Origin of the sequence: Antarctobacter albus (assembly GCF_900101505.1) — a bacterium.
Taxonomy (GTDB): Bacteria; Pseudomonadota; Alphaproteobacteria; order Rhodobacterales; family Rhodobacteraceae; genus Antarctobacter; species Antarctobacter albus.
The window spans coordinates 247,499-270,671 of record NZ_FMZI01000006.1 but is presented as its reverse complement, the minus strand read 5'-3'; the positions used below and the strand labels follow the sequence as shown (position 1 = coordinate 270,671).

Genomic DNA, 23,173 nt, shown 5'->3' with positions numbered 1-23,173 from the left:
TTCCGGATTCTCCGGGTTTTGCGCACTCTGCGGTCAGAGTGTTGCCATACCCCTTAGGATACCGCATTTCAGGGCAGGAATATGGCGGATAGCGGGTGTTGGATACCGGAATGGCGGAAAATCTGATCTCGGCCCAGGTGCCGGACTGGTCGCGCGAGCGGATCGAGCGGTTCTGGGAGCCGGGCAAGAAGATGATCCGCGCGGTCCGCCGTTACCAGGCCTGGCGCGGACGCGGCCCGCTGGGACGGGTGGTGGCGCGATACTGGGTGCTCAACCACTGGTTCTGGTCGCTGATGTGCCAGAGCGAGCTGCACCTGACGACCGAGATCGGCGGCGGGCTGCGCCTGACCCATCCGACGGGGATCATCGTGCACCCGGAGGCGCGGATCGGCGTGAACTGCATGATCTTTCACCAGGTGACGCTGGCGGGGCCGGTGGTTCTGGGGGGTCACGTCGACGTGGGTGCGGGGGCCAAGCTGATCGGGCCTCTGACCGTGGGCGATCACGCGGTGATCGGTGCCAACGCGGTGGTAACACGGGATGTGCCCGCCGGGGCAACCGTGGCGGGGGTTCCGGCAAAGGTGATCTCCGGGCCGGATTGAGCGGACGAGGTCAGGGGGGCGAACGGCGAAAGCGCAGGGTGTCGGCGCTGGTCGTCTCGGGATCCGGCCGAAAGCCGGATTTTTCCAACACGCGGGCGGATGCGGGGTTAGCACGGTCGACGCCGGCGAGAAGCGTGATCCGGGCGGTTCCGTCGAGATGTGCCGCGAGGCCCTGTACCAGTTCGGTTGCATAGCCTTTGCCCCAGGCCTCTTCGGCGAAGAGATAGCCGAGGTGCGCGCAGTCCTCGTCGCCTTCGGGATCGGAAAACAGCATGAGCAGGCCGATCAGGATCCCGTCGGTCTCGACCAACCAGACGTCCGACACGGCACGGCGCGCTGCGATCCAGTTGGCGATCCGCTCTTCTGTCTCGTCCAGTTGAACCGAAGGCGGCAGAGGCCGCAGGACGGGCCGTGTGAGGATCTGGGCGAGGCGTTTTTCAAGCGCCGGGCGGCTGGCCGGGTCGTTGAGCGCCGCCTCCCAGGGCGTGACACGCAACCGCTCGGTGGCGAACCCGGTCAATAGCCCAGCCCGTCGAGCGGGCGCCCGTCGAGCAGGGCGCAGTAGACGTCGATGGTCTTTTCGCCCTTCTTCGCCCAGGGGAAATAGCCGTCGGCGTAGGATTTCGCGCGGGCTGCGGTGACGGCCATGTTGCCCGGCACCTCGGCGCAGGCTTCCATTTCCAGGCGGAATCCCTCGACCATGCGGTCGAAGCTGCCCATTTCGACTCGGGCGCCCCGGCCATGATCGGCCAGGTCGCCGGGGGCGCCGTAATTCGCCACGATCACCTGGCAGCCGCAGGCCATCGCCTCGATCACCACACCTGCACCCAGCTCTCGGATCGAGGGAAAGACGAAGGCGTCGGACTGGCGCATCATCTCGGCCACCTCTCCCTGGCTCTTGCGGCCATGCATCGTGATGCAGTCCTGCAGCCCGTGCTCAGCAATCAGCGCCTCCATCCTCGCGCGTTCCGGCCCGTCGCCGACCACATGCAAGTGATGGCGGCGCAGCGCTTCGGAGGCGACAAAGGCGCGGATCGGCAGTTCGGGCAACTTGTAGGGAACAAGGCGGCCCGCATAGAGAAAGTCCAGCCGCCCATCGCCACGGCTGCCCGCAGGCGCGGCGCCATTGGCGTGAAAGATGGCAGGGTCAAAGCCGATCTCGGGGAAGGAGACGATGCGCGCATCCTCGACCCGGGGCAGGTCGGCACGGGTATGGGAGAAGGCGCAGAGCACGGCGGCGGCATCGTCGTAGGTGCTGCGCGCGTAGGGCAGGTACTTGTAGAAATTCCGCAGCTTGCGCAGGCCCTCCTTTTCGCGCGCCTGTTCGGCCGCGAAGGCGCGCGGCCAGTCGAGGTTGCCGTTCAGGGGCCCGATCACGAAAGGCTGTCGCACCTTGTGCGCCAGCCAGCTGGGCAGGGTGGGCGACATCGGCGTGATGCGGTGCACGATGTCGAAACGTCCGGCCTTCAGGTCATCGCGGAAGTGTTTCCAGACGCCCCGTTCGAAGGCGAGGTAAGGCAGGTAGTTGAAGATCATCGAGGTCGACCAGCCGACCTCTTCGCCGCCGCGGATCAGCCTGGCCAGCCGGTACATGGGAGAGGCGATCCACTCGTTGTCGATATAGACCACGGGCACGGGCGGCCCGTCCTTCTCGATGTTCTCGCGGTTGCGGACATGGGTGGCCACGGTCACATCCGCCAGCTTTCCGATCTCCAGCGCGTACTTGTAGCCGACGATGGGCAGCGACGGCCATTCCGGGTTGCATTCGTCGGCGACCAGCAGGACGCGGGGTCTTTGGGGCATTTTGGACCTTTCTACATCGCCGTGCGGCGCCGCAGGGGGGCGGCGCTGGCGGCCTGGTGCCGCCTTGGGGTGGCTTCACGCAGGCGCTCGGCGTAGCCGGTCAGCGCGCCGGCGATCAGCCAGGTCAGCGGCGTGAGCGTTGCATTGGGGATCATGTCGGCCACGTTGATCGCCAGCATCAGCGAAAGCGGCCCGACAAAGGGGGATACGGCATCCGCACGCTGCCTGGACATCGCGCGCCAGATCAGCACCAGTGGCCAGAGCAACAGGCCGAATTGCGCCAGGAACCCGACCCAGCCATAGGTGCCGATCGAGACGATCCAGAACCCGTCGGTCACGGTCAGGATGGCGCCGCTGAATGGATCCAGGATGTGATTGCGCCCCCAGCTGCCCCAGCCGAAGACCGGCTTTATATAGGCGCGTTCCAGCAGCGTGTCCTCGTTCTGGAAACGGAAGCGCAGCGATCCGGCCCGGTCCGGGTCGATCTTTTCCGCCTGGGCCAGCATCTGTTCCTGCGGCACCAGGTCGGCGCCCTTCAGGATCGGGTAGGCCAGGGCGACCGCGCCGATCAGCAGCGCGATGCGCAGTTGCGTCCGGGGCGTCAGCAGGACCACAAGCGGCACCAGCAGAACCATGAAGATCAGTGCCCCCAGCGACTTGGCCATGACCAGGACCAGGGTCAGGTAGCCCGCAACGGCCAGCGCCTTGATCTTTCCCGCGCCCTCGTGCCAGCGCCACAGCGCCCAGGCCGAGACGACAGAGGTCATCAGGAAGAAGGCGACCCAGATGCCGTGGTAGAGGAACACGATGGGGCGATAGCCGCCAAAGCGGATGGTCTGGGCAAAGAAATGTTGGAAATAGCCATATACCCAGTTGTTGAGCTGGGGCGAGACGCGCATTTCCAGCAGCATCAGCGGCGTGTAGATCAGACCGCCCACGACCAGCGCGCGCAAGAGTTCCCGCATCGCCCCGCCAGAGGCCAGGTGCTGGCGGCCCAGAAGGAAGGGCAGCACCATCAGGAATTGTTCCAGCACCAGTGCCGCCGCATCCTTGAGCCCCAGCGCGGGCAGGCCGATGATGCCGAAATAGACCGGCTCTCCGTTGTTGAGCACCGTCATCACGGGTGAGAAGACGAAGGTCAGCAAAAGCACCTTGCCAAGACCCGACCGCGGCAACAGGGGGCCGCCCGTGTCCTTGCGCCACAGGGTCAGGGCAAAAGCCATCAGCGCCGGGATATTGTGCTTGTCCAGGGGCGGCATCATCGGAAAGTCGAAGACCGCGGGCGGTTCCGGCAGGAACAGGTAACACAGCATCAGCGACCAGATGATCGCACGATCGAGGCGCAGCCGCGACATCATCACGGCCACGAAGATCGGGCTTGCCGCCAGTGCAAGGAAGGCGATCTGGTTGGGCATGGTCGCTTTGCGTTTGGGCGCGGGATGCGCTGGGTCTCATTGTGACCTAGCGGTGGGCTGGGGCAAAGTCGCGGCTGCAATGCAGCAAAACAGTGAAATCCGACACAATTCGGGCCCTGTACCCAAATTGGCGCGGAACGGTCGTAAAAACGCCAGTTTCTTCTATCATTGTCTTGTCAACGCCCGCGCCAGGAAGGAGCTCATGGCCCGCGACACCCTCCGCATCGCCTACCTGTGCGATATGTCCCCATTGGACCGGAACCTGTATTCCGGCGGAAATGCGCGTATTTTCGATGCGTTGCGGACCCATGCGGGCGAGGTCACGGTGTTGCCGCAGACCTGGGCGGGGGCAGAACCCCTGCGCCGCCTGATCCATGCCATGCCGGAACGGGTGAACCTGCGCGCGCGCTGGCGCGCACATTATGCCTTGCGCCATGTGATCGCGCGCCCGATCGAGGCGGAGCTGCGTCGGGGGGGCTATGACGTGCTCTTCGGGGCCTATGCACTGCACGCGCTGGCGGGGGTACGGGTGCCTTCGGACATGGTCGCGGCCTTCACCTCGGACGCGACGCAGACGGTCTACCGCGAATCCGAGGTCGGGCAGGCGCATGAACGGGTCTTCAAGCTGGGCCGCTTCCTGGATGACTGGGTCGAACGGCAGGAACGCGCGGCGCTGGCGCGGGCCGACCTTCTGCTGTGGCCGTCGGAATGGCTGCAGAAGGCAGTGGAAACCCGCTATGGCATCGCGCCGGACCGCAGCCGCCTGGTGCCCTGGGGCGGCAATATAGCCGACCCGCCGCCGCCCGCCCCGCGCAGCCTGCGCCGGGGAGAGCCCGTGCGCCTGCTGGTGATCGGGCGTGACTGGGTGGCTAAGGGTGGGCCGGTGGCCTTTGACACGATGATGGCGCTGCGGGATGCGGGTGTGGACGCGCAACTGATCGTGATCGGCTGCGTCCCGCCAGAGAACAATTCCAACCATTTCGTCACCGTGCACCCTCAGCTGAACAAGGCGGTGCCCGAGGAACAGGCGATCTTTGACCGCGCGCTGGCAGAGGCGCATTTCATGGTCATGCCGTCCTTTGAATCCTACGGGTTTGCCTTTTGCGAGGCCGCAGCCCACGGCCTGCCAGCCCTCTGCCTGCGGGTCGGGGGCGTGCCGGTTCGTGACGGGATCACCGGCCATGCCTTGCCGCCGGGGGCAGAGGCCGCGGATTTCGCGGGCAACATCCTGTCCTATCTGGATGCGCCCGACAGCTATGCCCGGCTCAGCCGCGCGGCGCGGGCCGAGTACGAGGCGCGGCTCAACTGGGATGCCTGGGGGCGTCGGACCGCGACGCTGTTGCACGAGGCGGTGGCCCGCAAACGCGATGCCCGCGCGGCCCGGAGCGCCTGACACTCTGGGCCGCCGCTGGTGCTGCGGCGCGGCATGTGCTACCTCACACCCCGAGTCTTTCCCAAAGCCCGATGCGGCCGGAGCACATCATGTCCCCCCTCACAGATCACGGCTTGGCCGTGCAATCCCGCCTCAGCCAGGCCTATGGGCTAAGTCCCGACGCCGTCCTGTCGATGATGGATGCGGTCAGCCGTGGCGGCGGGATGCAGGCGCAGTTCAACGTGCCGGAGCTGGGCGGCATGGGCCAATGGCAGTCCGGCGGCATGACGATGGTCGGTGACATGTTCAACACCGGGTTGCAGAACACGGTGAACAATCTCTGCGGCGAGATCGCCAATGCCTATTACCAGGGCGCCTTCTACCAGCCCGCGCCGCAGCCGCAGGGCAGCTGGCAGGGCCAGCAGCAGGGCGGTGCCTCGATGACATTCTCGGGCGGCAGTTTCGGCTCCTGGTGGCCGTCGGACCTGGGCCAGCCCTCGTCGCAGGGCTCGCAGAACAACCTCAGCTACGCGATCTTTCCGCAGTCGCGGCGGCTGGCGGTGAACCTGAACGGGCAGGTGACGGTCTATGACACCGGCGACCACCTGATCGGCGGCGTCGGGCAGCAGCAGTCAGGCGATGCCAGCTGGACCTTCACCAGCCAGTACGGGACGGTCTACCTGAACCAGCTTCCGGTGGTTTCGGGGACCGGTTCGGCGCCCGAGCCGTCCTTTGCCCAGCCAGAGCCGGCGCGCATGCAGCCAGAGCCTGTTTCCCAGCCCGATCCGGCCCCCGCGCCGGTTCAGCAGGGCGGTGATTCCGACCAGATCTTTGCCGCGCTGGAAAAGCTGGGCAGCCTGCGCGACATGGGCATCCTCAGCGAGGACGAATTTGCCGCGAAGAAGGCGGAGTTGCTGTCGCGGTTGTGAGGAAAGGTGCCGCGAAGTCCGCTTCCAGGGCTTCGCCGACATCACAGATACTCATTCATTTCTGCACAGCCACAAGCATTGATCGGCATCAAAGCCAAGACGCGATCGCGGTGAGAACATCCAGCAAGTGTTGGATGAGGAACGAATGCTTCTGCTCGCACCGCTCTTGATTCTTGGACCGTCGGCTTTGGTATTCGCATTTTGTGCCATCAACCGGTCCAATCCCAACATTTTTCTGTTCGTGTCCCTATCATCCTCGGTTCTTGTGCCGCTTTGGGCCATTGCCATTTACATGTGGGTACAGGCTAAGACAGGGCCGGAGACGGTCATGTCGGCTTTTACAGAGGCATACGCAAAGCTGTTCACCATCAGTGCCGCCTTGGCGACATTCGTTGGAGTGGGTGGCGCGCTCACCCATTTTCTGTCTGTGAGCAATGACCAATCCTCGGAGCACTGACCGGGACAGGGAGACAGGTCCGCTTCGTCCGCAAGCCGGTCGTTGCCGACACATCCATCACGGACCTCGTATCACCCCCACGGCCAGCGCAGTCTGGACTTAATCCGCCCCTCTAACTGGCCCTATTCGGCGCTCCATCCCGCCAGTAGATTGGCCCGCAAACGCCGGCACCTTCTGCCGGCGCCTTTGCCTTGGGAGCGCGGCCTATGAAAATGACCACCGAAGAAGCCTTCGTGAAGGTGCTTCAGCGTCACGGGATCGAACATGCCTTCGGGATCATCGGCTCGGCCTTCATGCCGATTTCCGACCTCTTTCCCCGCGCGGGCATCATGTTCTGGGACTGCGCGCACGAAGGCTCTGGCGGGTTCATGGCCGACGGCTATACCCGCGCCTCCGGCAAGATGAGCATGATGATCGCTCAGAACGGGCCGGGCATCACCAATTTCGTCACCGCCGTGAAAACCGCCTACTGGAACCATACGCCGCTGTTGCTGGTGACACCCCAGGCCGCGAACAAGACCATCGGGCAGGGCGGGTTCCAGGAAGTCGAACAGATGAAACTGTTCGAGGACATGGTCGCCTACCAGGAAGAGGTCCGCGACCCGTCCCGCATCGCCGAGGTGCTGACCCGCGTCATCGCCAAGGCCAAGCTGGCCAGCGCGCCGGCGCAGATCAACGTGCCGCGTGACTACTGGACGCAGGTCGTCGACATCGAGATCCCCGAGCCGATCCTCTTTGAACGCTCCTCGGGGGGCGAAAACTCGGTCGCCGCCGCCGCCGCGTTGCTGTCGGAGGCAAAGAACCCGGTGATCCTGAACGGCGCCGGCGTGGTCCTGTCCGAGGGCGGTATCGCCGCCAGCATGGCGCTGGCCGAGCGGCTGGAGGCGCCGGTCTGCGTCGGCTACCAGCATAATGACGCCTTCCCGGGCGGGCATCCGCTGTTCGCCGGGCCGCTGGGCTACAATGGCTCCAAGGCAGGGATGGAACTGATCAAGGAGGCGGACGTGGTGCTGGCGCTGGGCACGCGGCTGAACCCGTTCTCGACCCTGCCGGGCTACGGCATGGACTATTGGCCCAAGGACGCCAAGGTGATCCAGGTCGACATCAACCCCGACCGCATCGGCCTGACCAAGAAGGTCAGCGTGGGGATCATTGGCGACGCGGCCAAGGTGGCGCGCGGCATTCTGGACAAGCTGGCCGATACGGCGGGTGACGAAGGCCGGGCAGAGCGTCGCGCCAAGATCGCCGAGACGAAATCGCGCTGGGCGCAGCAACTGACCGAGATGACCCACGAGGACGACGATCCGGGCACCAGTTGGAACCAGCGCGCCCGCGACGACAAACCCGACTGGATGAGCCCCCGCATGGCCTGGCGCGCGATCCAGAGCGCCTTGCCGCGCGAGGCGATCATTTCCTCGGACATCGGCAACAACTGCGCCATCGGCAACGCTTACCCGTCCTTCGACGAGGGGCGGAAGTACCTTGCGCCGGGGCTGTTCGGCCCCTGCGGCTATGGCCTGCCCTCGATCATCGGCGCCAAGATCGGCTGCCCGGACGTGCCTGTGGTGGGTTTTGCGGGCGATGGCGCCTTTGGCATCTCGGTCACCGAGTTGACGGCCATAGGGCGCGGCGAATGGCCGGCGATCACGCAGGTCGTGTTCCGCAACTATCAGTGGGGCGCGGAAAAGCGGAACTCGACCCTGTGGTACGACGACAATTTCGTCGGCACCGAACTGGACGAGGGCGTCAGCTATGCCGGCATCGCCTCGGCTTGCGGTCTGAAAGGCGTCATCGCCCGCACGATGGACGAGCTGACCGCCGCGCTGAACCAGGCGATCACCGACCAGATGGAAAACGGTGTGACCACGCTGATCGAGGCGATGATCAACCAGGAACTGGGCGAGCCCTTCCGCCGCGACGCGATGAAGAAACCGGTGGTGGTGGCGGGGATCGACCCCGCCGACATGCGCCCGCAGACCCCGGCCAAAGCGGCGGAATGATGGGTGACCCGGCGCGAGGGGACGTTCTTGTCCTGAACGTCGGGTCGTCCTCGATCAAATGCGTGGTCTTCGACGCGGCGCTGCACGAGGTGCTGCGCGGCGGTGTGGACGGGATCGGCCAGCAGGCGGTGCTGCGCATGGGCGTCCTGCGCCAGCCGGTGACGGCGCCGGATCACGGCGCCGCTTTGTCGGTGGTGCTGGACGCGCTGGAGGCGCAGGGCGTTGCGCTGACCTCTTTGCGGGTGACCGGGCACCGCGTCGTGCATGGCGGGCCGAACCTGGCCGACCCCCTGCTTGTGACTCCCGAGGTGCGCGCAGAGATTGACCGTTGCGCACCGCTGGCGCCCCTGCACAACCCGCATAACCTTGCGGCGATAGAGGCCCTGGCCGCGCAGGCGCCCGACCTGCCGCAGGTGGCCTGTTTCGACACCGGCTTTCACGCCAGCTGCCCCGAGGTCGCGCAGCGCTATGCGCTGCCGCCCGACTGTGCCGAGGCCGGTATCCGGCGCTACGGGTTCCACGGTCTCAGCTACGCGGGGATCGTCACGCGGCTGGAGGCGCTGGCCGGCGTCCTGCCGGAACGTGTGCTGGCCTTTCACCTGGGCAACGGTGCCTCGGCCTGTGCGATCCTGCGCGGGCGCAGTGTGGCAACGACGATGGGCTATTCCCCCACCGATGGGCTGACGATGGGCACGCGGTCCGGCAGCATCGACCCGAACGCCGTCCTGCGGCTGGCCGGGGAACGCGGGGTGGAGGGCGCGCGCGACCTGCTGAACAACCGGGCCGGGCTGGCGGGACTGTCGGGCGGGACCTCGGACATGCGCGCGCTGGAGGAAAGCGATGCCTCCGACGCCGCCTTTGCCATCGCGCATTTCACTTACTGGGCGCGGCGCCACGGCGGCAGCCTGATCGCGGCGATGCAGGGGCTGGACGCCGTCGTCTTTACCGGCGGCATCGGCGAGAATTCCGCACGGATCCGGGCCGAGATCCTCGACGGTCTGGGCTGGGCGGGGGTTTCCTATGAGGCGGACAAGAACGCGCGCAAGGCCCCGCGCCTGCATGGCGATGGGTCAGCCGTCACCGCTTGGGTACTGCCCGCCGAAGAGGAACGGGTCATCGCGCGCGCGGCGCTGGACCTGGTGCAGGCATGAGGGGTCAGTCCAGCGCCAGCGTCACCGCCGTAGCCGCCACGATGTCCTCTGCCGTGGCGCCGCGCGACAGGTCGCAGACCGGTTTGCGAAAGCCCTGCAGGATCGGCCCCAGCGCCTGCGCGCCCGCCAGTTCCTGCACCAGCTTGTACCCGATGTTGCCAGAGTCGAGATCGGGAAAGACCAGTACGTTGGCATCCCCTGTCCCCATGCCCTTCTTCGTTGCGATCCGGGGGTTCAGCGCCGCATCCGCCTGCACCGGCCCCGCGAAACCCGTCATCTCTGCCGCCGCACGCACCTTGTCCACGCTGTCACCCGCGCCGCTGGCGCCGGTGGAAAAGGACAAGAGCGCCACCCGCGCCTCTCCCAGCAGCGCCTGTGCGGTGCGTTCGGACGCCCGTGCGATGGCGGCCAGCCCTTCGGCATCCGGCGACAGGTTCACCGCGCAATCGGCAAAGATCAGGGTACGCCCGTCCGGCATCAGCATGGCAAAGAAGGAAGACGGCAGGCTGACGCCTTCGGCCAGGCCGATGGCGATCGAGGCCGCCTCGATCACCCGCCGCGTCGGCGCATCGGCGCCTGCCACCATCGCCTCGGCCTCACCGGCGGCGACCATCGCGGCGGCGCGGTACAGTGGGCGGTCCAGCATCCGGCGAGCCAGGCTTTCCTTCATGCCGCGCGCCTCGACCAGCGTGGCGATCATGGCGTCACTCGTCGGGATCAGGCCGATGGGGTCCGCCAGCCCCTCGGCGCGCAGCCTGTCACAGGCCGCTGCCACGCGCGGTTCCTCGAGCTCGGGAAAGACGACACGCACCCGCCGCTCCCGCGCCCGGTCAAAGGCCCGTTCCAGGAATGTCATGCCGGTTGTCCTCCGCCCGTTTGCCTTGGTGAGTTTGGCGTGCGGCAAGGGCAAAGATCAACGCGTCTCGGAGGGAATGCAGGCCTTGGCAGGCGGCGGATTTCGGGAAAATCATCCGCTTAGGCGAGAAAATATAGAACCCGGTTGCGCGTGCTTGCAGAGCGGCAGAATTGATATACGAATGATGCATCAACTTGCGCGCCCGTCAGACGGCGTCAGAGGGAGGGGACATGGCACAGCCTCGGGTTGAGACATCGCCGAGGGTCTCGGACGAAGTCCGCAAGACCACCTGCTACATGTGCGCCTGCCGCTGCGGCATCAACGTGCACATGAAGGACGGCAAGGTTGCCTATATCGAAGGCAACCGCGATCACCCGGTCAACAAGGGTGTGCTCTGTGCCAAGGGTAGCGCCGGGATCATGCAGCACAACGCGCCTTCCCGCCTGCGCGCGCCGCTGAAGCGTGTCGGCCCGCGTGGCTCGGGCCGGTTCGAGGAAATCAGCTGGGACGAGGCGCTGGACACCGCGGTCGGCTGGTTGAAACCCCTGCGCGAAACCGCGCCCGAAAAGCTGGCCTTCTTCACCGGGCGCGACCAGAGCCAGAGCTTTACCGGCTGGTGGGCGCAGGCCTATGGCACGCCCAATTTCGCCGCGCATGGCGGTTTCTGTTCCGTCAACATGGCGACGGCAGGCATCTACACGATGGGCGGCGCCTTCTGGGAGTTCGGCGCACCCGATTGGGAGCATGCCAAGCTTTTCCTGCTGTTCGGCGTGGCCGAAGACCACGACAGCAACCCGATCAAGATGGGGATTGGCCGGCTCAAGGAACGCGGCGCCAAGGTCATCGGGGTGAACCCGATCCGCTCGGGCTACAACGCCGTCGCCGACGACTGGATCGGGATCACGCCCGGCACCGACGGGCTCTTGATCCTCTCACTGGTGCATTGCTTGCTCAAGGCCGGGCGGATCGACCTCGACTACCTGGCGCGGTTCACCAATGCGCCGGTCCTGCTGGAGTGCAATCCGAAGTCGCCCGATCACGGCCTGTTCCTGCGCGACGCGGACGGCAAGCCGCAAGTGATCGACCGCGCCACCGGCAAACAGGTGGCCTGGGACACGCCCGGCATCATGCCGGACCTGACCGGCCATGTCCGGCGCGCGGGGGTCACCCATACCTCGGTCATGCACCACATCGCGGAACACTACCTCGATCCGCAATATGCGCCCGAAGCGGTGGCCGACCGCTGCGGCCTGACTCCCGAGCGTATCCGCGCGCTGGCCGCCGAACTGGCCCGCGCGGCCTTCGACGATCCGGTGGTGATCGACCGGCCCTGGACGGATTTCCGGGGCGACAGGCATGACCGCATGGTGGGCCGCCCGGTGGCGATCCACGCCATGCGCGGCATCTCGGCCCATGCCAACGGCTTCCAGACCTGCCGCGCCCTGCACATCCTGCAAATCCTTCTGGGTGCGGTGGAGACCCCCGGCGGGATGCGGTTCAAACCGCCCTACCCGAAACCCGCAGAGGCCCACCCGCGCCCGCACGCACGGGCCAGGCCCGGCCAGCCGCTGAACGGCCCCCACCTCGGCTATCCGCAGGGGCCGGAGGACCTGGCGCTGTCGGATGACGGTTTGCCGCTGAGGATCGACAAGGCCTTTACCTGGGAAAACCCGCTGTCGGCGCATGGGCTGATGCACATGGTGATCTCCAACGCCCACGCAGGCGATCCCTACCGGATCGACACGCTGTTCCTCTACATGGCGAACATGGCGTGGAACTCCTCGATGAACACCGCCGGTGTCATGGAGATGCTGACCGACACGGATGAAAACGGCGACTACAAGATCCCGCGCATCATCTACTCGGATGCATACTCATCCGAGATGGTCGCCTATGCCGACCTGATCCTGCCCGACACGACTTACCTGGAAAGGCACGACTGCATCTCGCTGCTCGATCGCCCGATCTCGGAACCGGAGGCCGCGGCGGATGCCATCCGCTGGCCGGTGGTGGAGCCGGACCGGGACGTGCGCGGCTTTCAGTCGGTGCTCCTGGACCTCGGCGCGCGGCTGGGCTTGCCGGGCATGATCGACGAGGGCGGCGCCCCGACATACGCCGACTACGCGGATTACATCCAGAACCACGAGCGGCGCCCGGGCGTCGGCCCGCTGGCGGGCTGGCGCATGTCCGACACCGGGCTGACCCACGGGCGCGGCAGCCCCAACGCCGCGCAGATCGACAGCTACATCGCCAACGGCGGCTTCTGTACGCTGCACATCCCCGAAGAGGCGCAGTATTTCAAACCCTGGAACCGTGCCTACCAGGACTGGGCGGTCACGACCGGACTCTGCGATACAGCCGCGCCCTACCTCTTCCAGCTCTACGTCGAACCCCTGCGCCGCTTCCAGCGCGCTGCCGAAGGCCACGGCGACCAGCAGCCGCCGGACCACCTGCGCGACCAGATCAAGGGCAAACTCACCCCGCTGCCGCTCTGGTATGCGCCCGACGCGGGCAGTCCCGACACATACCCGGTCCATGCCCTGACCCAGCGCCCGATGGCCATGTACCACAGCTGGGGCAGCCAGAACGCGTGGCTGCGGCAGGTGCACGGGCACAATCCGATGTACCTGCCCTCCCGGCTGATGCAGGAACACGGGCTGCAGGATGGCGACTGGGCGCGGGTCACCTCGCCGCAAGGGGAAATCACCGTTCCGGTGATGGAAATGGCCGCGCTCAACCCGAACACGATCTGGACCTGGAACGCCATCGGCAAGCGAAAGGGGGCGTGGGCGCTGAAACCCGGCGCTCCCGAGGCGACGAAAGGCTTCCTGCTCAACCACCTGATCCACGAGCTGCTGCCCCCCAAGGGCGACGGGCTGCGCTGGTCCAACTCCGATCCGGTCACGGGCCAGGCCGCATGGTTCGACCTGCGCGTGCGCCTCGAAAAGGCCGAGGCTCCCCCCGAAGAAAGCCGGCCCGCCTTCGACGCGGTCACCTCTCCTGTCGGCCAAGGGCCGGACCAACTGACCTGGCAGAGCAAGACCTGATGCTTCTTTGGTTTCAAAAATACCTCGGGGGAGTCGCGCGCAGCGCGACTGGGGGCAGAGCCCCCACGCAACAAACCTGTGCCGCGTCAGCGGCGCCGCTGGATCACGGGGGACACGGATGACTTGCCTTCCGGAACAGACTACCCGCAGCCTCGGGCTTGTCATCGATCTCGACACCTGCGTCGGCTGTCATGCCTGCGTGATCTCCTGCAAGGGCTGGAACACCGAGAACTACGGCGCGCCGCTCTCGGACCAGGACCCCTACGGCGCCGATCCCTCTGGCACCTTCCTCAACCGCGTGCACAGCTACGAGGTCCAGCCCGACAATGCCCCGGCGCAACTGGTACATTTCCCCAAGTCCTGCCTGCACTGCCAGGACGCGCCCTGCGTCACGGTCTGCCCCACCGGCGCCAGTTACAAGCGCACCGAGGACGGCATCGTGCTGGTCAACGAATCCGACTGCATCGGCTGCGGCCTCTGCGCCTGGGCCTGCCCCTATGGCGCGCGGGAATTGGACCTCGCCGAGGGCGTGATGAAGAAATGCACGCTCTGCGTGGACCGCATCTACAATGAAAACCTCCCCGAGGAGGACCGCACCCCCGCCTGCGTGCGCACCTGCCCGGCGGGGGCGCGGCACTTCGGCGATCTTTCCGACCCGGACAGCGATGTCTCGCGCTTGGTGGCGGAACGCGGCGGCATGGACCTGATGCCGGAACAGGGCACCAGGCCCGTCAACAAGTACCTGCCGCCGCGTCCGCGTGACAGCTGGCAGGGCGAGGTCGACGTGTTGGCCCCCTTCCTCGAACCGGTGGCCGAGGAGCCGCGCGGCCTTCTCGCCTGGATCGACAAGACGCTGGAGAAACTCTGAATGCACCCGGCGCCCTCGATCATCGCCTTCACGACCTTTTCCGGCCTCGGCCTCGGCCTGTTGTTCTGGCTGGGTGTCGATCCGGAGGCGCCGACCGGCTGGATCGGATTCGCCTTCTTCCTGATCGGCTACCTGCTGGCGGGGGGCGGGCTGATGGTCTCCACGCTGCACCTTGGCCGCCCGGAACGGGCGCTCAAGGCTTTCACGCAATGGCGGTCAAGCTGGCTCTCGCGTGAGGCATGGACGGCCTGCGCGGCGCTGATCGTCATGGGGCTCTACGCGGCTCTTCTGGTGTTCTTCGGGGTGCAGGTCCATGTGCTTGGCTGGCTGGGGGCGCTTCTGTGCCTCGCCACCGTCTTTACCACCTCGATGATCTATACCCAGCTCAAGACCGTGCCGCGTTGGCATCACTGGTCGACGCCGGTTCTGTTCCAGCTTTACGCCCTGGGCGGCGGCGCCCTGCTGTCGGGCCGGGTGATCACCGGCCTTGTGCTGATCGGGCTGGCGGCTCTGGCGCAAGCGGGCTGGTGGCTTGGCGGGGACCAAAGGCTCGCCGCCTCGGGCACCACCATCGAAAGCGCGACCGGGTTGGGCCATATCGGCCGCGTCCGCGCCTTCGAGCCGCCGCACACCGGCAGCAACTACCTGCTGCGCGAGATGGTCTTTGTCGTGGCACGCAAACACGCGCAAAAACTGCGCCTGATTGCGCTGGGGTTGATGGCGGTCCTGCCCGCGCTCCTGCTTCTGCTGCCCTTCGGGCATTGGCTGGCGGCTGTCGCGGTTCTAGCCCATGTGGCGGGCGTGCTGGTCTCGCGCTGGTTGTTCTTTGCCGAGGCGGAACACGTTGTCGGCCTCTATTACGGCAAGCGCTGACCCGGGGCCTACTTTGATCGGCCGAAGAGGCCGCGCACCCGATCGCCACCCTCGTCCAGCTTGTCCCCGGCCGCGCCCAGTACCGGGTCCACCCGGTTTTCCCAGAACCGCAGCCAGCGCACGCGCAGCGCCCAGTAGAGCGCAGCCAGCGTCACCAGGATGATGATGTTCAGCCAGGGAATGATGCGCACGTCGGGGCCTTCGACCTCGCGGATCGAGACGGCGTTGGGAAAGATCGAGATGAACTCGTTGCGCCAGCCGTAATGCCGGATCGCCACCCATGTCGGGTTCTCGGCGGTCGACCGCAGGTCCGCCGCCTCGGCCTGCAGGTTCGAGGTGTCGAACTTGAAATAGGGCGGCCAGCCCCAGCCGGTGTCCTCGTTGCGGTAGACCATGATGTCGTTGTTGGCCCGCCGCGTCTGGATGAAAAACACGTCGCGCGGCCCGCCCGGCGCGCTGCCGGTATTGGCCTGCGACCAGAACCAGGGGTTGTCGCTGGGGTTCTCGCGCTTTTCGTAGGTGTCGGTGATCCGCGCCACGTCATGCTGGGGCAGCGTGTAGTGCAGGAAACCCGCCACGAGCAGCCAGAACAGAACGATCAGGGTCCATTTCACATATTTCATGCGCGCGGCGCCTTTCAGTGGAAATTCGTCAGATACACGATCAGGGTCACGAGGCAAAGGGGCACGGCATAGACCAGGAGCACAAGGGTCCGATGGCGCTTGCGGTCGAATTCCTCCAGCGCCTCGCGCACGTAGTCCTCTTGCGATCGGGTCTCGGCCGGGTCGGCGGCCCAGTCGGTTTCCAGCAACTCGCGGCGCCGGGCGCGCAGGTAGAACCACAGCGACCCGTAGACCACCGTGAGCACGACCGCCGCCATGATCAGGAACCGCGCCAGTGCGAACATACCCAACCTCCTGATATTGAGGTGATACGGGTGGCGTTAAAAATCAACGGTGAATGCGGGCAAACGCGATGTCAGAGCAGGAAAAGACCCGGGCTGTCACCAGACCGCCGTTTTCCAGCGGCGCGGTGCGGTGCTGACGACAAGCAACAGGACGGGCCCCCAGATCAACACCGCGCTGGCGCCCAGCCGCAGAAAATACCCCAGAGATGCGCTGGGGGCCTGCCCCAGCAGGTCCCAGACCCGCGCGTCCTCGATGGTGTAGAGCAATGCAAATCCCGCCGAGGTCAGCAGCCAGACCAGCAAGGCCGAGATCACGGTTGTCGCGGCCAGGGCGCCCAGGCTCTCGGGTAGGATCGCCTCGACCCCGCGGGTGACCAGCACGGTGACAAGCATGAGGCCCAGAACGGGCAGGAGAAGTTGAAGGATCATGTGGACAAGGATGGGGGCGGAGCGCCGCGCATTCAACGGGCAGGTTATTCCCGACCTTGCCGGAATGCGCGTCGGGCGTCAGGGTGTGTCCAGGAATTGACAGGGAGTATTTCCGTGACCCGCACTTTTGCCGTTTTGATGCTGACCGCCTTTGCCCTGCCCGCGCAGGCCGACGATGTTTCGGACCTGATGGAATCGGCGCTCAAGGCCTACGAGGATGGCGACATTCAATATGCCCTCGACGAACTGGACATGGCGCGTGCCAAGCTGTTGGAAATGAAGACCGCCAGCCTGGGCAGTTTCCTGCCCGATGCGCCGGATGGCTGGACCCGCGAGGTCAATACCGAGATGAACCAGGGTCTGGCCATGATGGGCGGCGGCGTCGGCGCCGAGGCGACCTATACCGATCCCGGTGGCGAGCGGATCAAGATCACGCTGATGGCCGACAACCCGATGGTCATGAGCATGTCGGGCATGATTGCCAATGCCGCGATGATGGGCATGAAGACAGAGCGGATCCAGCGCCAGAAATTCGCCATCCAGGACCGGCAGATGATGGCGCTGATCGCCAATCGAATCCTTGTCCAGACTGACGGCGACCCGGACAAGACCCGCCCGCTGCTGGACATGATGGATTTCAACGAGATGGCGCAGTTCGGTTTGTGATCCGGCCTTTGATCCGGCCTGCGGTAAGGCGGGGCGACGCCCCGCCTCTCCCCTGATCTGTCGCGGGTTTCCGGCCCGGTGAGGTCCCGGGGCAAGCCCGGGACGGGGGCGCATGGCGGGCGGTTCAGCCCACCACGTTGAAGCCGGGTCCGTAGGGGTAGCCTGTGATGTTCTCGGCGCCGCCCTCGGTGACGACCAGGATGTCATGCTCGCGGTATCCGCCGGCGCCGGGCTGACCCTCGGGGATCGTCAGCATCGGTTCCATCGAGATGACCATGCCCGGTTCCAGCACCGTGTCGATGTCCTCGCGCAGTTCCAGACCCGCCTCGCGCCCGTAGTAGTGCGACAGCACCCCGAAGGAGTGGCCGTAGCCGAAGGTCCGGTACTGCAGAAGGTCGCGCTCGGCGAAGAAGGCGTTGATCTTGCGGGTCACCTCGGCGCAGGAGACACCCGGCTTGAGCAGGCTCATGCCGTATTCATGCGCGCCGACATTGGCCTCCCAGACCTCGAGGCTGGCGGTGTCGACCTCGCCCACGAAAAGCGTGCGTTCCAGCGCGGTGTAATAGCCCGAGATCATCGGGAAGGTGTTGAGCGAGAGGATATCGCCGCGTTCCAGCACCCGACCCGTGACCGGGTTGTGCGCCCCGTCGGTGTTGATCCCGGACTGGAACCAGACCCATGTATCGCGGTACTCGGCCTCGGGGAACCGCCTGGCGATCTCCAGCTCCATCGCATCGCGGCCCGCCATGGCCACGTCGATCTCTCTTGTGCCCGGCCTGATCGCGTCCCGGATGGCGTAGCCGCCGACATCGGCCACCTGGGCGCCGTGGCGGATCAGGGCGATTTCGGCCGGTGATTTGTGCATGCGCTGGCGCATGGTGGCGGGGGCGATGTCGCTGGTGCTGGCGGGGGCAAGGAAGCTGTCCATCAGCGCCTTTTGCGCCAGGGTCATGTGATCGCCTTCATAACCCAGCGCCTTGCCGGTGCCGGTGACCGAGGCGATGGCGCGCCAGTAGTTGTTCCTCTCCCAGTCGGTATAGGTGATGTTGTCGCCGTGGCAGCGCCGCCAGGGCTGGGCGGCGTCGATCCCGGCGCTGATCGTCACGCTTTCGGTTTGCGTCACGACAAGGCCGTAGGGGCGCCCGAAGCTGCAGTAGAGAAAGCCCGAGTAGTAGGCGATGTTGTGCATCGAGGTGAAGATGGCGGCATCGAGCCCGGCCTCGGCCAGTGCGGCGCGCAGACCGGCAAGCCGGGCCTCGTATTCCTCCGGCGCGAACGGCAGGCACTTCTGCCCCTGGTGAAATCGATAGTGTTGGGGACGTTCCATGAAACCCTCCTGAGGCGCGGCGGGGCCTTCCTCTACCGCGCTGGCAAAGCAAGGTCCCGGCGTTCAGGACGGTTGAGGGGCTGAAAAGTGGCGACGCCATCGCCTGCCCGTCGACAGGATGCTGCGTTGCGGCAGGATGTTCAAGTGTCTCGGCGACAAAAGCCATGTCGTTTTCGGATGAGAGGCCTCCGGCGACCTGGTTGCCGTGGGATGCGAGGGGCCAGCCCCTCGCGCTCCCCGGAGGTATTTGTGGCCCAAAGAAACACAGGCGGCCTGCCTCGGGGGCGTCAGACCTCTCCCCAGATCTCCTCGGCACAGCGCACCACCAGCTCCAGCTTGCGGCGCTGGTCGTCGGGGGTGATCGCGTTGCCGTGTTCGGTCGAGGCAAATCCGCATTGCGGCGCGATCCCCAGCTGGTCGATGTCGGCGTATTTCGAGGCTTCCTCGATCTTGGATTTCACCCAGTCCACCGTTTCCAGCTCGGCGGACTTGGTGGTGATGAACCCGGGCATGACGCGCTGCTTGCCCCTGGGAAGCAGGCGCAGCGGTTCCAGTCCGCCGGCGCGGTCGGTGTCGTATTCCATGAAGAAGATGTCGACGCCGGTGGAAAAGATCGCCTCGGCGGCGAGGTCATAGGCGCCCGTCGCGGCATGGGTCGACTGGAAGTTGCCCCGGCACATGTGCATCCCGATCACCATGTCCGTGGGCCGGTCGGCGATCGCGTTGCGCATCATCTCGGCGTATTTCCCGATCAGCCAGTCCGGGTCCAGACCGGCCTTTTCCTTTTCGGCCCGGTGTTTCGGATCGCAGAGATAGGCGAAAAAGATATCGTCCATCTGCAGGTAACGGCAACCGGCGGCGTGAAAGGCCGTGACTGCCTTCTGGTAGGTGCGGGTGATGTCGGCGAAGAGCACCTCGAGATCCTCGTAGGGTTTGTGCCGCACGCGCGCCGGGTCCAGCCGGAAATGCAGGCAGGATGGCCCGGGGATCGAGATCTTGGGGCAGACCGTGCTGTGCTCCGCGACAAAGCGGAAATGGTCCAGCATCGGGTGATCCTCGGGGAAATCCAGCGGGCCGTTCACGGCCGGAAAGACACCGGGAGTCTTGACCCCTTGAAAGCTGAAGCCTTCGCCCTCGTCTTCCTCGATCTCGTAGTTGGTCAGCATTCCCATGAAATCATAGTGCCAGAAGGCGCGCCGCGCCTCGCCGTCGGTCACCGCCTTCAGGCCGACCTCTTCCTGCATGGCGATCAGCGCGGGGATTTCCGCGTCCTCGATGGCCTTCAGCTCGGCGCCGGTGAGGCCTTGGGCGCGCGCCTCGGCCACCGCCTGCGGGCGCAGGAGGCTGCCGACGTGATCGGCGCGGAAGGGGGGTGTGGGTCTGTCGGTCATGCTCTGTCCTCCCGGAGTGTCCGGGCAAAGAGTGCCCGGAATCCGTCCCCTTGGGAACAGCGAAGGCGGGGGTCAGGTTCCGGCGGGTTTCAGCCAGAGCTTGTATTCCAGAACCGCGCCGGCATCGCGGGCCGCGCGCAGCTTGGCCCGCATAAGGGCATAGGCGCGCTGCGGGTCGCGGTGATCCTGCCAGTTCTCGCCGTCGGCATCGGCGCCGATGATTTCCCAGCCGACCTCGCGCACCGGTTCGCGGAACCGGGTCGCCACGGCCTCCATCATCTGCACGCCTTCGCCGAATTTCAGCGCGTAGCGGGCCAGCGCATCGGCGCGTGCGGCGTCCAGCCAGGGCGTGCCCTTGCCCGATTGCGCGGCCCGGCGCCATGTCTTCAGCTCTGCCTCCGAGGGGCCACCGGACGGAGAGAGGAAATCGGGGGCAAAGACCCTTGGATCACGCGGTCCGATCATTCGGGAAACAACTCGTAGAGGGTGGTGTGCAACAGCTGTGGGCGGGCGCCGAACCGCACTACCACCGCGTCCCGGCCGGGCAGGAGATAGACCACCTGGCCGCCGTGTCCGGCCATGTAGGCAAAGGGACCTTGCAGGGCCTCGTCGGGACGGTCCAGCACGTCGTGGCGCAGGTGTCCGTCATAGGCCCCGGCATGGCGCACAGCGGGGGCGAGGTCCGGCAGGATCCAGTCGCGCCACAAGGTGTCGGGCAGGAACGGGTGCGCCCCTGTGCCGTTCTGCAACAGGTAGTGTGCAACCTTCGCCCAGTCGCGCGGGGTGGCATAAAGACAGCAATAGGCCGAGACGCGCCCGCTGTTCGGGTTTTTGCGCCATTCTGCCGGGGCCGCGCCTGAGGGTTGCCAGATCTGGGTGCTGAGCACCTGCGGCAGCAGGGCACCATGGACCTTTTCGACCACCAATCCCAGCAGCGCGGTATTGGCGCTCTGGTAATGAAAGCTCCCGCGCAGGTCCGGGCCCGGGCTCAGTCGGGGCAAAAGCGTCTCGATTCCGAAGCCATGCAGCCGCGCAACCGGTCCGAAGGGCGAGAAATCGGCGTCGTCCAGCGGCGCCTCCTTGTCCGCCTTGGGCGGCTCGTACCCCAGCGACAATCCAGAGGTCATGTCCAGAACCTCTCGCAGGGTGACGGCGGGCGCCTCCGGCCCGATCAACTCGGCCAGCGGGGTATCCAGGCTGTCGATCCGGCCTTCGGCATGGGCACGCAGCACCAGGGCGCCGACCAGCGACTTGACCAGGGAGTAGGAGTTCAGGCGGGTCTCGGGCCCGATGCCGGGGCCATAGACCTCGTGCACAAGCTGCCCGTCCCGCATCACCAGCAAGGCCCGGCCTTCGCTGTCGGCGAAACGCTGCGCCGCCGGTGCTGGCAGGGGCGCGCCCTTGGGCAGGGGAGTGTCGGGGCCGTCCACCAGGGCAAAGGTGCCCTCGCCGGTCCAGACCGGCGGGGGAAATCCCTCTTGCCAGAGCGTTGGCACCTGCGGGGCAAAGAGCATCAGCCCCCCGCCCGCCAGCGCCAGCACCGTGACCGCGGCAAGCGCGATATGGACGGCGTGTCTCACACGCTCATGCAGATGTATTTCAACTCAAGGTAATCCTCGATTCCGTGGTGGCTGCCCTCGCGGCCCAAGCCGGATTGCTTGACCCCGCCAAAGGGCGCGACCTCGGTCGAGATGATGCCCGTGTTGACGCCGACGATGCCGTATTCCAGCGCCTCGGCCACCTTGTAAACGCGGCTGAGATCCTTGGCGTAGAAATAGGAGGCGAGGCCAAAGATGGTGTCATTGGCCATCCCGATCACCTCGTCCTCGTCCCTGAACCGGAACAGCGGTGCCATCGGACCGAATGTTTCCTCCTGCGCGACCTTCATGTCCTGCGTGACGCCGGTCAGGATCGCCGGGGTGATGAAGGTGCCGTCCTGCACCTCGCCGCCCTGCAACAGGGTGCCGCCGTGGCTGGTGACATCGGCGATATGTTCGCGCACCTTGTCGACGGCGGCCTGGTTGATCAGCGGACCCAGGTCGGTGCCCTCCTCCAGACCGTCGCCGACCTTCAGTTTGGCAACCGCTGCCGCCAGCTTCTCGGCAAAGGCGTCATAGACCCCGTCCTGAACGTAGATCCGGTTGGCGCAGACGCAGGTCTGGCCGTTGTTGCGGAACTTGCAGAGGATCGCGCCCTCGACCGCCGCGTCCAAGTCGGCATCGTCGAAGACGATGAAGGGCGCGTTCCCGCCAAGCTCCATCGAGCATTTCAGAACCTGGTCGGCGGCCTGTTTCATCAGGATGCGCCCCACCTCGGTCGACCCGGTAAAGGTCAGCTTGCGGACCCGAGGGTTCTCGCAGAACTCCTTGCCCACGTCGGACGACCGCGACGAGGTGACGATGTTGAACACGCCCGCCGGGATGCCCGCACGATCCGCCAGCACCGCCAGCGCAGTGGCCGACAGCGGCGTTTCGGCGGCGGGCCGCCCGACAAAGGCACAGCCGGCGGCCAGGGCGGGCGCGGCCTTGCGGGTGATCATCGCGTTGGGGAAATTCCACGGCGTGATCGAAGCGGCGACGCCGATGGGCTGTTTCAGGACGGTGATGCGCTTGTCGCGCTGGTGGCCGGGGATGGTCTCGCCGTAGATGCGCTTGGCCTCTTCGCCAAAGAACTCGATGAACCCGGCGCCATAGGCGATCTCTCCCTTGGCCTCGGCCAGGGGCTTGCCTTGTTCGGCGGTCATGATCAGGCCAAGGTCGTGCTGGTTTTCCATGAGCAGGTCGAACCACTTGCGCAGTACGGCGGCGCGTTCCTTGCCGGTCCATTTCGCCCAGTCCTTCTGCGCGGCATGAGCGGCCTCGATGGCCTCGCCCACCTGCGCACGGCTCAGGTCGGCGACCTCGGCGATCACGTCGCCGCGCGCCGGGTTGGTGACGTCGAAAGTGGCATCCCCTTCGATCCAGCTGCCGTTCACATAGGCGCGGGCCTCCAGAAGGCCGGGATCGGACAGAAGGCTCTTCAGATTGGTGGCATCGTCGCGCATTCTCAGTATCCTCCGTTCAGGTCTGGCACAGGCTGAC

Annotated in this window: 22 protein-coding genes; 10 read left to right on the top strand and 12 right to left on the bottom strand. The window is 66.0% G+C overall.

Going from position 1 to position 23,173, the window contains the following annotated elements; translation table 11 throughout:
- Nucleotides 1-110 precede the first annotated feature (110 nt).
- Nucleotides 111-602 carry a serine O-acetyltransferase gene (locus BLQ71_RS12790; RefSeq protein ID WP_074621989.1) on the top strand — a complete coding sequence of 164 codons (492 nt, stop codon included), beginning with the start codon at nucleotides 111-113 and terminating at the stop codon, nucleotides 600-602.
- 10 nt (nucleotides 603-612) lie between these two features.
- On the opposite strand, the gene BLQ71_RS12785 is transcribed toward BLQ71_RS12790, so the two are convergent.
- The 3 genes from BLQ71_RS12785 to BLQ71_RS12775 are packed head-to-tail and all read right to left on the bottom strand — an operon-like array spanning nucleotide 613 to nucleotide 3,820.
- Nucleotides 613-1,122 (bottom strand): GNAT family N-acetyltransferase, encoded by a 510-nt coding sequence (locus tag BLQ71_RS12785; RefSeq protein ID WP_074621988.1) that lies wholly within the window; start codon nucleotides 1,120-1,122, stop codon nucleotides 613-615.
- The gene (locus tag BLQ71_RS12780; RefSeq protein ID WP_074621987.1) at nucleotides 1,119-2,405 is read right to left on the bottom strand and encodes a glycosyltransferase; all 1,287 of its coding nucleotides are present in this window, start codon (nucleotides 2,403-2,405) and stop codon (nucleotides 1,119-1,121) included. Before BLQ71_RS12780 ends, BLQ71_RS12785 begins: the two co-directional genes overlap by 4 nt.
- A gap of 11 nt (nucleotides 2,406-2,416) precedes the next feature.
- Nucleotides 2,417-3,820 carry a hypothetical protein gene (locus BLQ71_RS12775; RefSeq protein WP_074621986.1) on the bottom strand — a complete coding sequence of 468 codons (1,404 nt, stop codon included), beginning with the start codon at nucleotides 3,818-3,820 and terminating at the stop codon, nucleotides 2,417-2,419.
- A gap of 202 nt (nucleotides 3,821-4,022) precedes the next feature.
- Between BLQ71_RS12775 and BLQ71_RS12770 the strand changes: the two genes are divergently transcribed.
- The 5 genes from BLQ71_RS12770 (at nucleotide 4,023) to BLQ71_RS12750 (ending at nucleotide 9,729) form a co-directional block, all read left to right on the top strand.
- A complete protein-coding gene (locus tag BLQ71_RS12770; RefSeq protein ID WP_074621985.1) occupies nucleotides 4,023-5,213 on the top strand; it encodes a glycosyltransferase family 4 protein in 1,191 nt (396 codons plus the stop codon).
- An 89-nt stretch (nucleotides 5,214-5,302) separates the two neighbouring features.
- On the top strand, nucleotides 5,303-6,121 hold the full coding sequence (locus tag BLQ71_RS12765) for an SHOCT domain-containing protein (RefSeq protein WP_074621984.1): 819 nt from the start codon (nucleotides 5,303-5,305) through the stop codon (nucleotides 6,119-6,121).
- A gap of 145 nt (nucleotides 6,122-6,266) precedes the next feature.
- Complete coding sequence (locus BLQ71_RS12760) at nucleotides 6,267-6,578, top strand: hypothetical protein (RefSeq protein WP_074621983.1); 312 nt, start codon at nucleotides 6,267-6,269, stop codon at nucleotides 6,576-6,578.
- A gap of 206 nt (nucleotides 6,579-6,784) precedes the next feature.
- A complete protein-coding gene (gene xsc / locus BLQ71_RS12755) occupies nucleotides 6,785-8,578 on the top strand; it encodes a sulfoacetaldehyde acetyltransferase (protein WP_074621982.1) in 1,794 nt (597 codons plus the stop codon).
- Complete coding sequence (locus BLQ71_RS12750) at nucleotides 8,575-9,729, top strand: acetate/propionate family kinase (protein WP_308421235.1); 1,155 nt, start codon at nucleotides 8,575-8,577, stop codon at nucleotides 9,727-9,729. The genes xsc and BLQ71_RS12750 overlap by 4 nt, the downstream gene beginning before the upstream one ends.
- 4 nt (nucleotides 9,730-9,733) lie before the next feature.
- Here BLQ71_RS12750 and BLQ71_RS12745 read toward each other — a convergent pair whose 3' ends face one another.
- Nucleotides 9,734-10,585, bottom strand: a complete 852-nt coding sequence (locus BLQ71_RS12745) for a phosphate acyltransferase (RefSeq protein ID WP_074621981.1) — start codon at nucleotides 10,583-10,585, stop codon at nucleotides 9,734-9,736.
- A gap of 230 nt (nucleotides 10,586-10,815) precedes the next feature.
- Between BLQ71_RS12745 and BLQ71_RS12740 the strand changes: the two genes are divergently transcribed.
- The 3 genes from BLQ71_RS12740 to BLQ71_RS12730 all read left to right on the top strand — a co-directional run bounded on the left by BLQ71_RS12740 (nucleotide 10,816) and on the right by BLQ71_RS12730 (nucleotide 15,373).
- On the top strand, nucleotides 10,816-13,632 hold the full coding sequence (locus tag BLQ71_RS12740; RefSeq protein ID WP_074621980.1) for a molybdopterin oxidoreductase family protein: 2,817 nt from the start codon (nucleotides 10,816-10,818) through the stop codon (nucleotides 13,630-13,632).
- Between the two features lie 118 nt (nucleotides 13,633-13,750).
- Nucleotides 13,751-14,500: a 4Fe-4S dicluster domain-containing protein gene (locus BLQ71_RS12735; protein WP_074621979.1), complete on the top strand. Its 750-nt coding sequence runs from the start codon at nucleotides 13,751-13,753 to the stop codon at nucleotides 14,498-14,500.
- A complete protein-coding gene (locus tag BLQ71_RS12730) occupies nucleotides 14,501-15,373 on the top strand; it encodes a dimethyl sulfoxide reductase anchor subunit family protein (protein ID WP_074621978.1) in 873 nt (290 codons plus the stop codon).
- 8 nt (nucleotides 15,374-15,381) lie between these two features.
- Here BLQ71_RS12730 and BLQ71_RS12725 read toward each other — a convergent pair whose 3' ends face one another.
- From BLQ71_RS12725 to BLQ71_RS12715, 3 genes are all read right to left on the bottom strand, one after another.
- Nucleotides 15,382-15,996, bottom strand: coding sequence for a DUF1523 family protein (locus BLQ71_RS12725; RefSeq protein ID WP_043140360.1), 615 nt, complete (start codon nucleotides 15,994-15,996; stop codon nucleotides 15,382-15,384).
- A gap of 14 nt (nucleotides 15,997-16,010) precedes the next feature.
- Nucleotides 16,011-16,280 (bottom strand): hypothetical protein, encoded by a 270-nt coding sequence (locus BLQ71_RS12720; RefSeq protein ID WP_043140363.1) that lies wholly within the window; start codon nucleotides 16,278-16,280, stop codon nucleotides 16,011-16,013.
- A 96-nt stretch (nucleotides 16,281-16,376) separates the two neighbouring features.
- Nucleotides 16,377-16,709 (bottom strand): hypothetical protein, encoded by a 333-nt coding sequence (locus tag BLQ71_RS12715; RefSeq protein WP_133065696.1) that lies wholly within the window; start codon nucleotides 16,707-16,709, stop codon nucleotides 16,377-16,379.
- 114 nt (nucleotides 16,710-16,823) lie between these two features.
- Between BLQ71_RS12715 and BLQ71_RS12710 the strand changes: the two genes are divergently transcribed.
- Entirely contained in the window at nucleotides 16,824-17,375 is a 552-nt protein-coding gene (locus BLQ71_RS12710; RefSeq protein WP_043140367.1) for a hypothetical protein, read from the top strand.
- 124 nt (nucleotides 17,376-17,499) lie between these two features.
- Here the strand turns inward: BLQ71_RS12710 and BLQ71_RS12705 are convergent, their stop codons facing one another.
- The 5 genes from BLQ71_RS12705 to BLQ71_RS12685 all read right to left on the bottom strand — a co-directional run bounded on the left by BLQ71_RS12705 (nucleotide 17,500) and on the right by BLQ71_RS12685 (nucleotide 23,136).
- The gene (locus BLQ71_RS12705; protein WP_043140369.1) at nucleotides 17,500-18,702 is read right to left on the bottom strand and encodes an aminopeptidase P family protein; all 1,203 of its coding nucleotides are present in this window, start codon (nucleotides 18,700-18,702) and stop codon (nucleotides 17,500-17,502) included.
- 287 nt (nucleotides 18,703-18,989) lie between these two features.
- Nucleotides 18,990-20,093 (bottom strand): 5-methyltetrahydropteroyltriglutamate--homocysteine S-methyltransferase, encoded by a 1,104-nt coding sequence (locus BLQ71_RS12700; protein WP_074621977.1) that lies wholly within the window; start codon nucleotides 20,091-20,093, stop codon nucleotides 18,990-18,992.
- Between the two features lie 72 nt (nucleotides 20,094-20,165).
- Nucleotides 20,166-20,558: a hypothetical protein gene (locus BLQ71_RS12695; RefSeq protein WP_069210484.1), complete on the bottom strand. Its 393-nt coding sequence runs from the start codon at nucleotides 20,556-20,558 to the stop codon at nucleotides 20,166-20,168.
- On the bottom strand, nucleotides 20,555-21,673 hold the full coding sequence (locus BLQ71_RS12690) for a serine hydrolase domain-containing protein (RefSeq protein WP_229754853.1): 1,119 nt from the start codon (nucleotides 21,671-21,673) through the stop codon (nucleotides 20,555-20,557). Before BLQ71_RS12690 ends, BLQ71_RS12695 begins: the two co-directional genes overlap by 4 nt.
- Nucleotides 21,670-23,136 (bottom strand): NAD-dependent succinate-semialdehyde dehydrogenase, encoded by a 1,467-nt coding sequence (locus BLQ71_RS12685; RefSeq protein ID WP_074621975.1) that lies wholly within the window; start codon nucleotides 23,134-23,136, stop codon nucleotides 21,670-21,672. Before BLQ71_RS12685 ends, BLQ71_RS12690 begins: the two co-directional genes overlap by 4 nt.
- Between the last annotated feature and the right edge of the window lie 37 nt (nucleotides 23,137-23,173).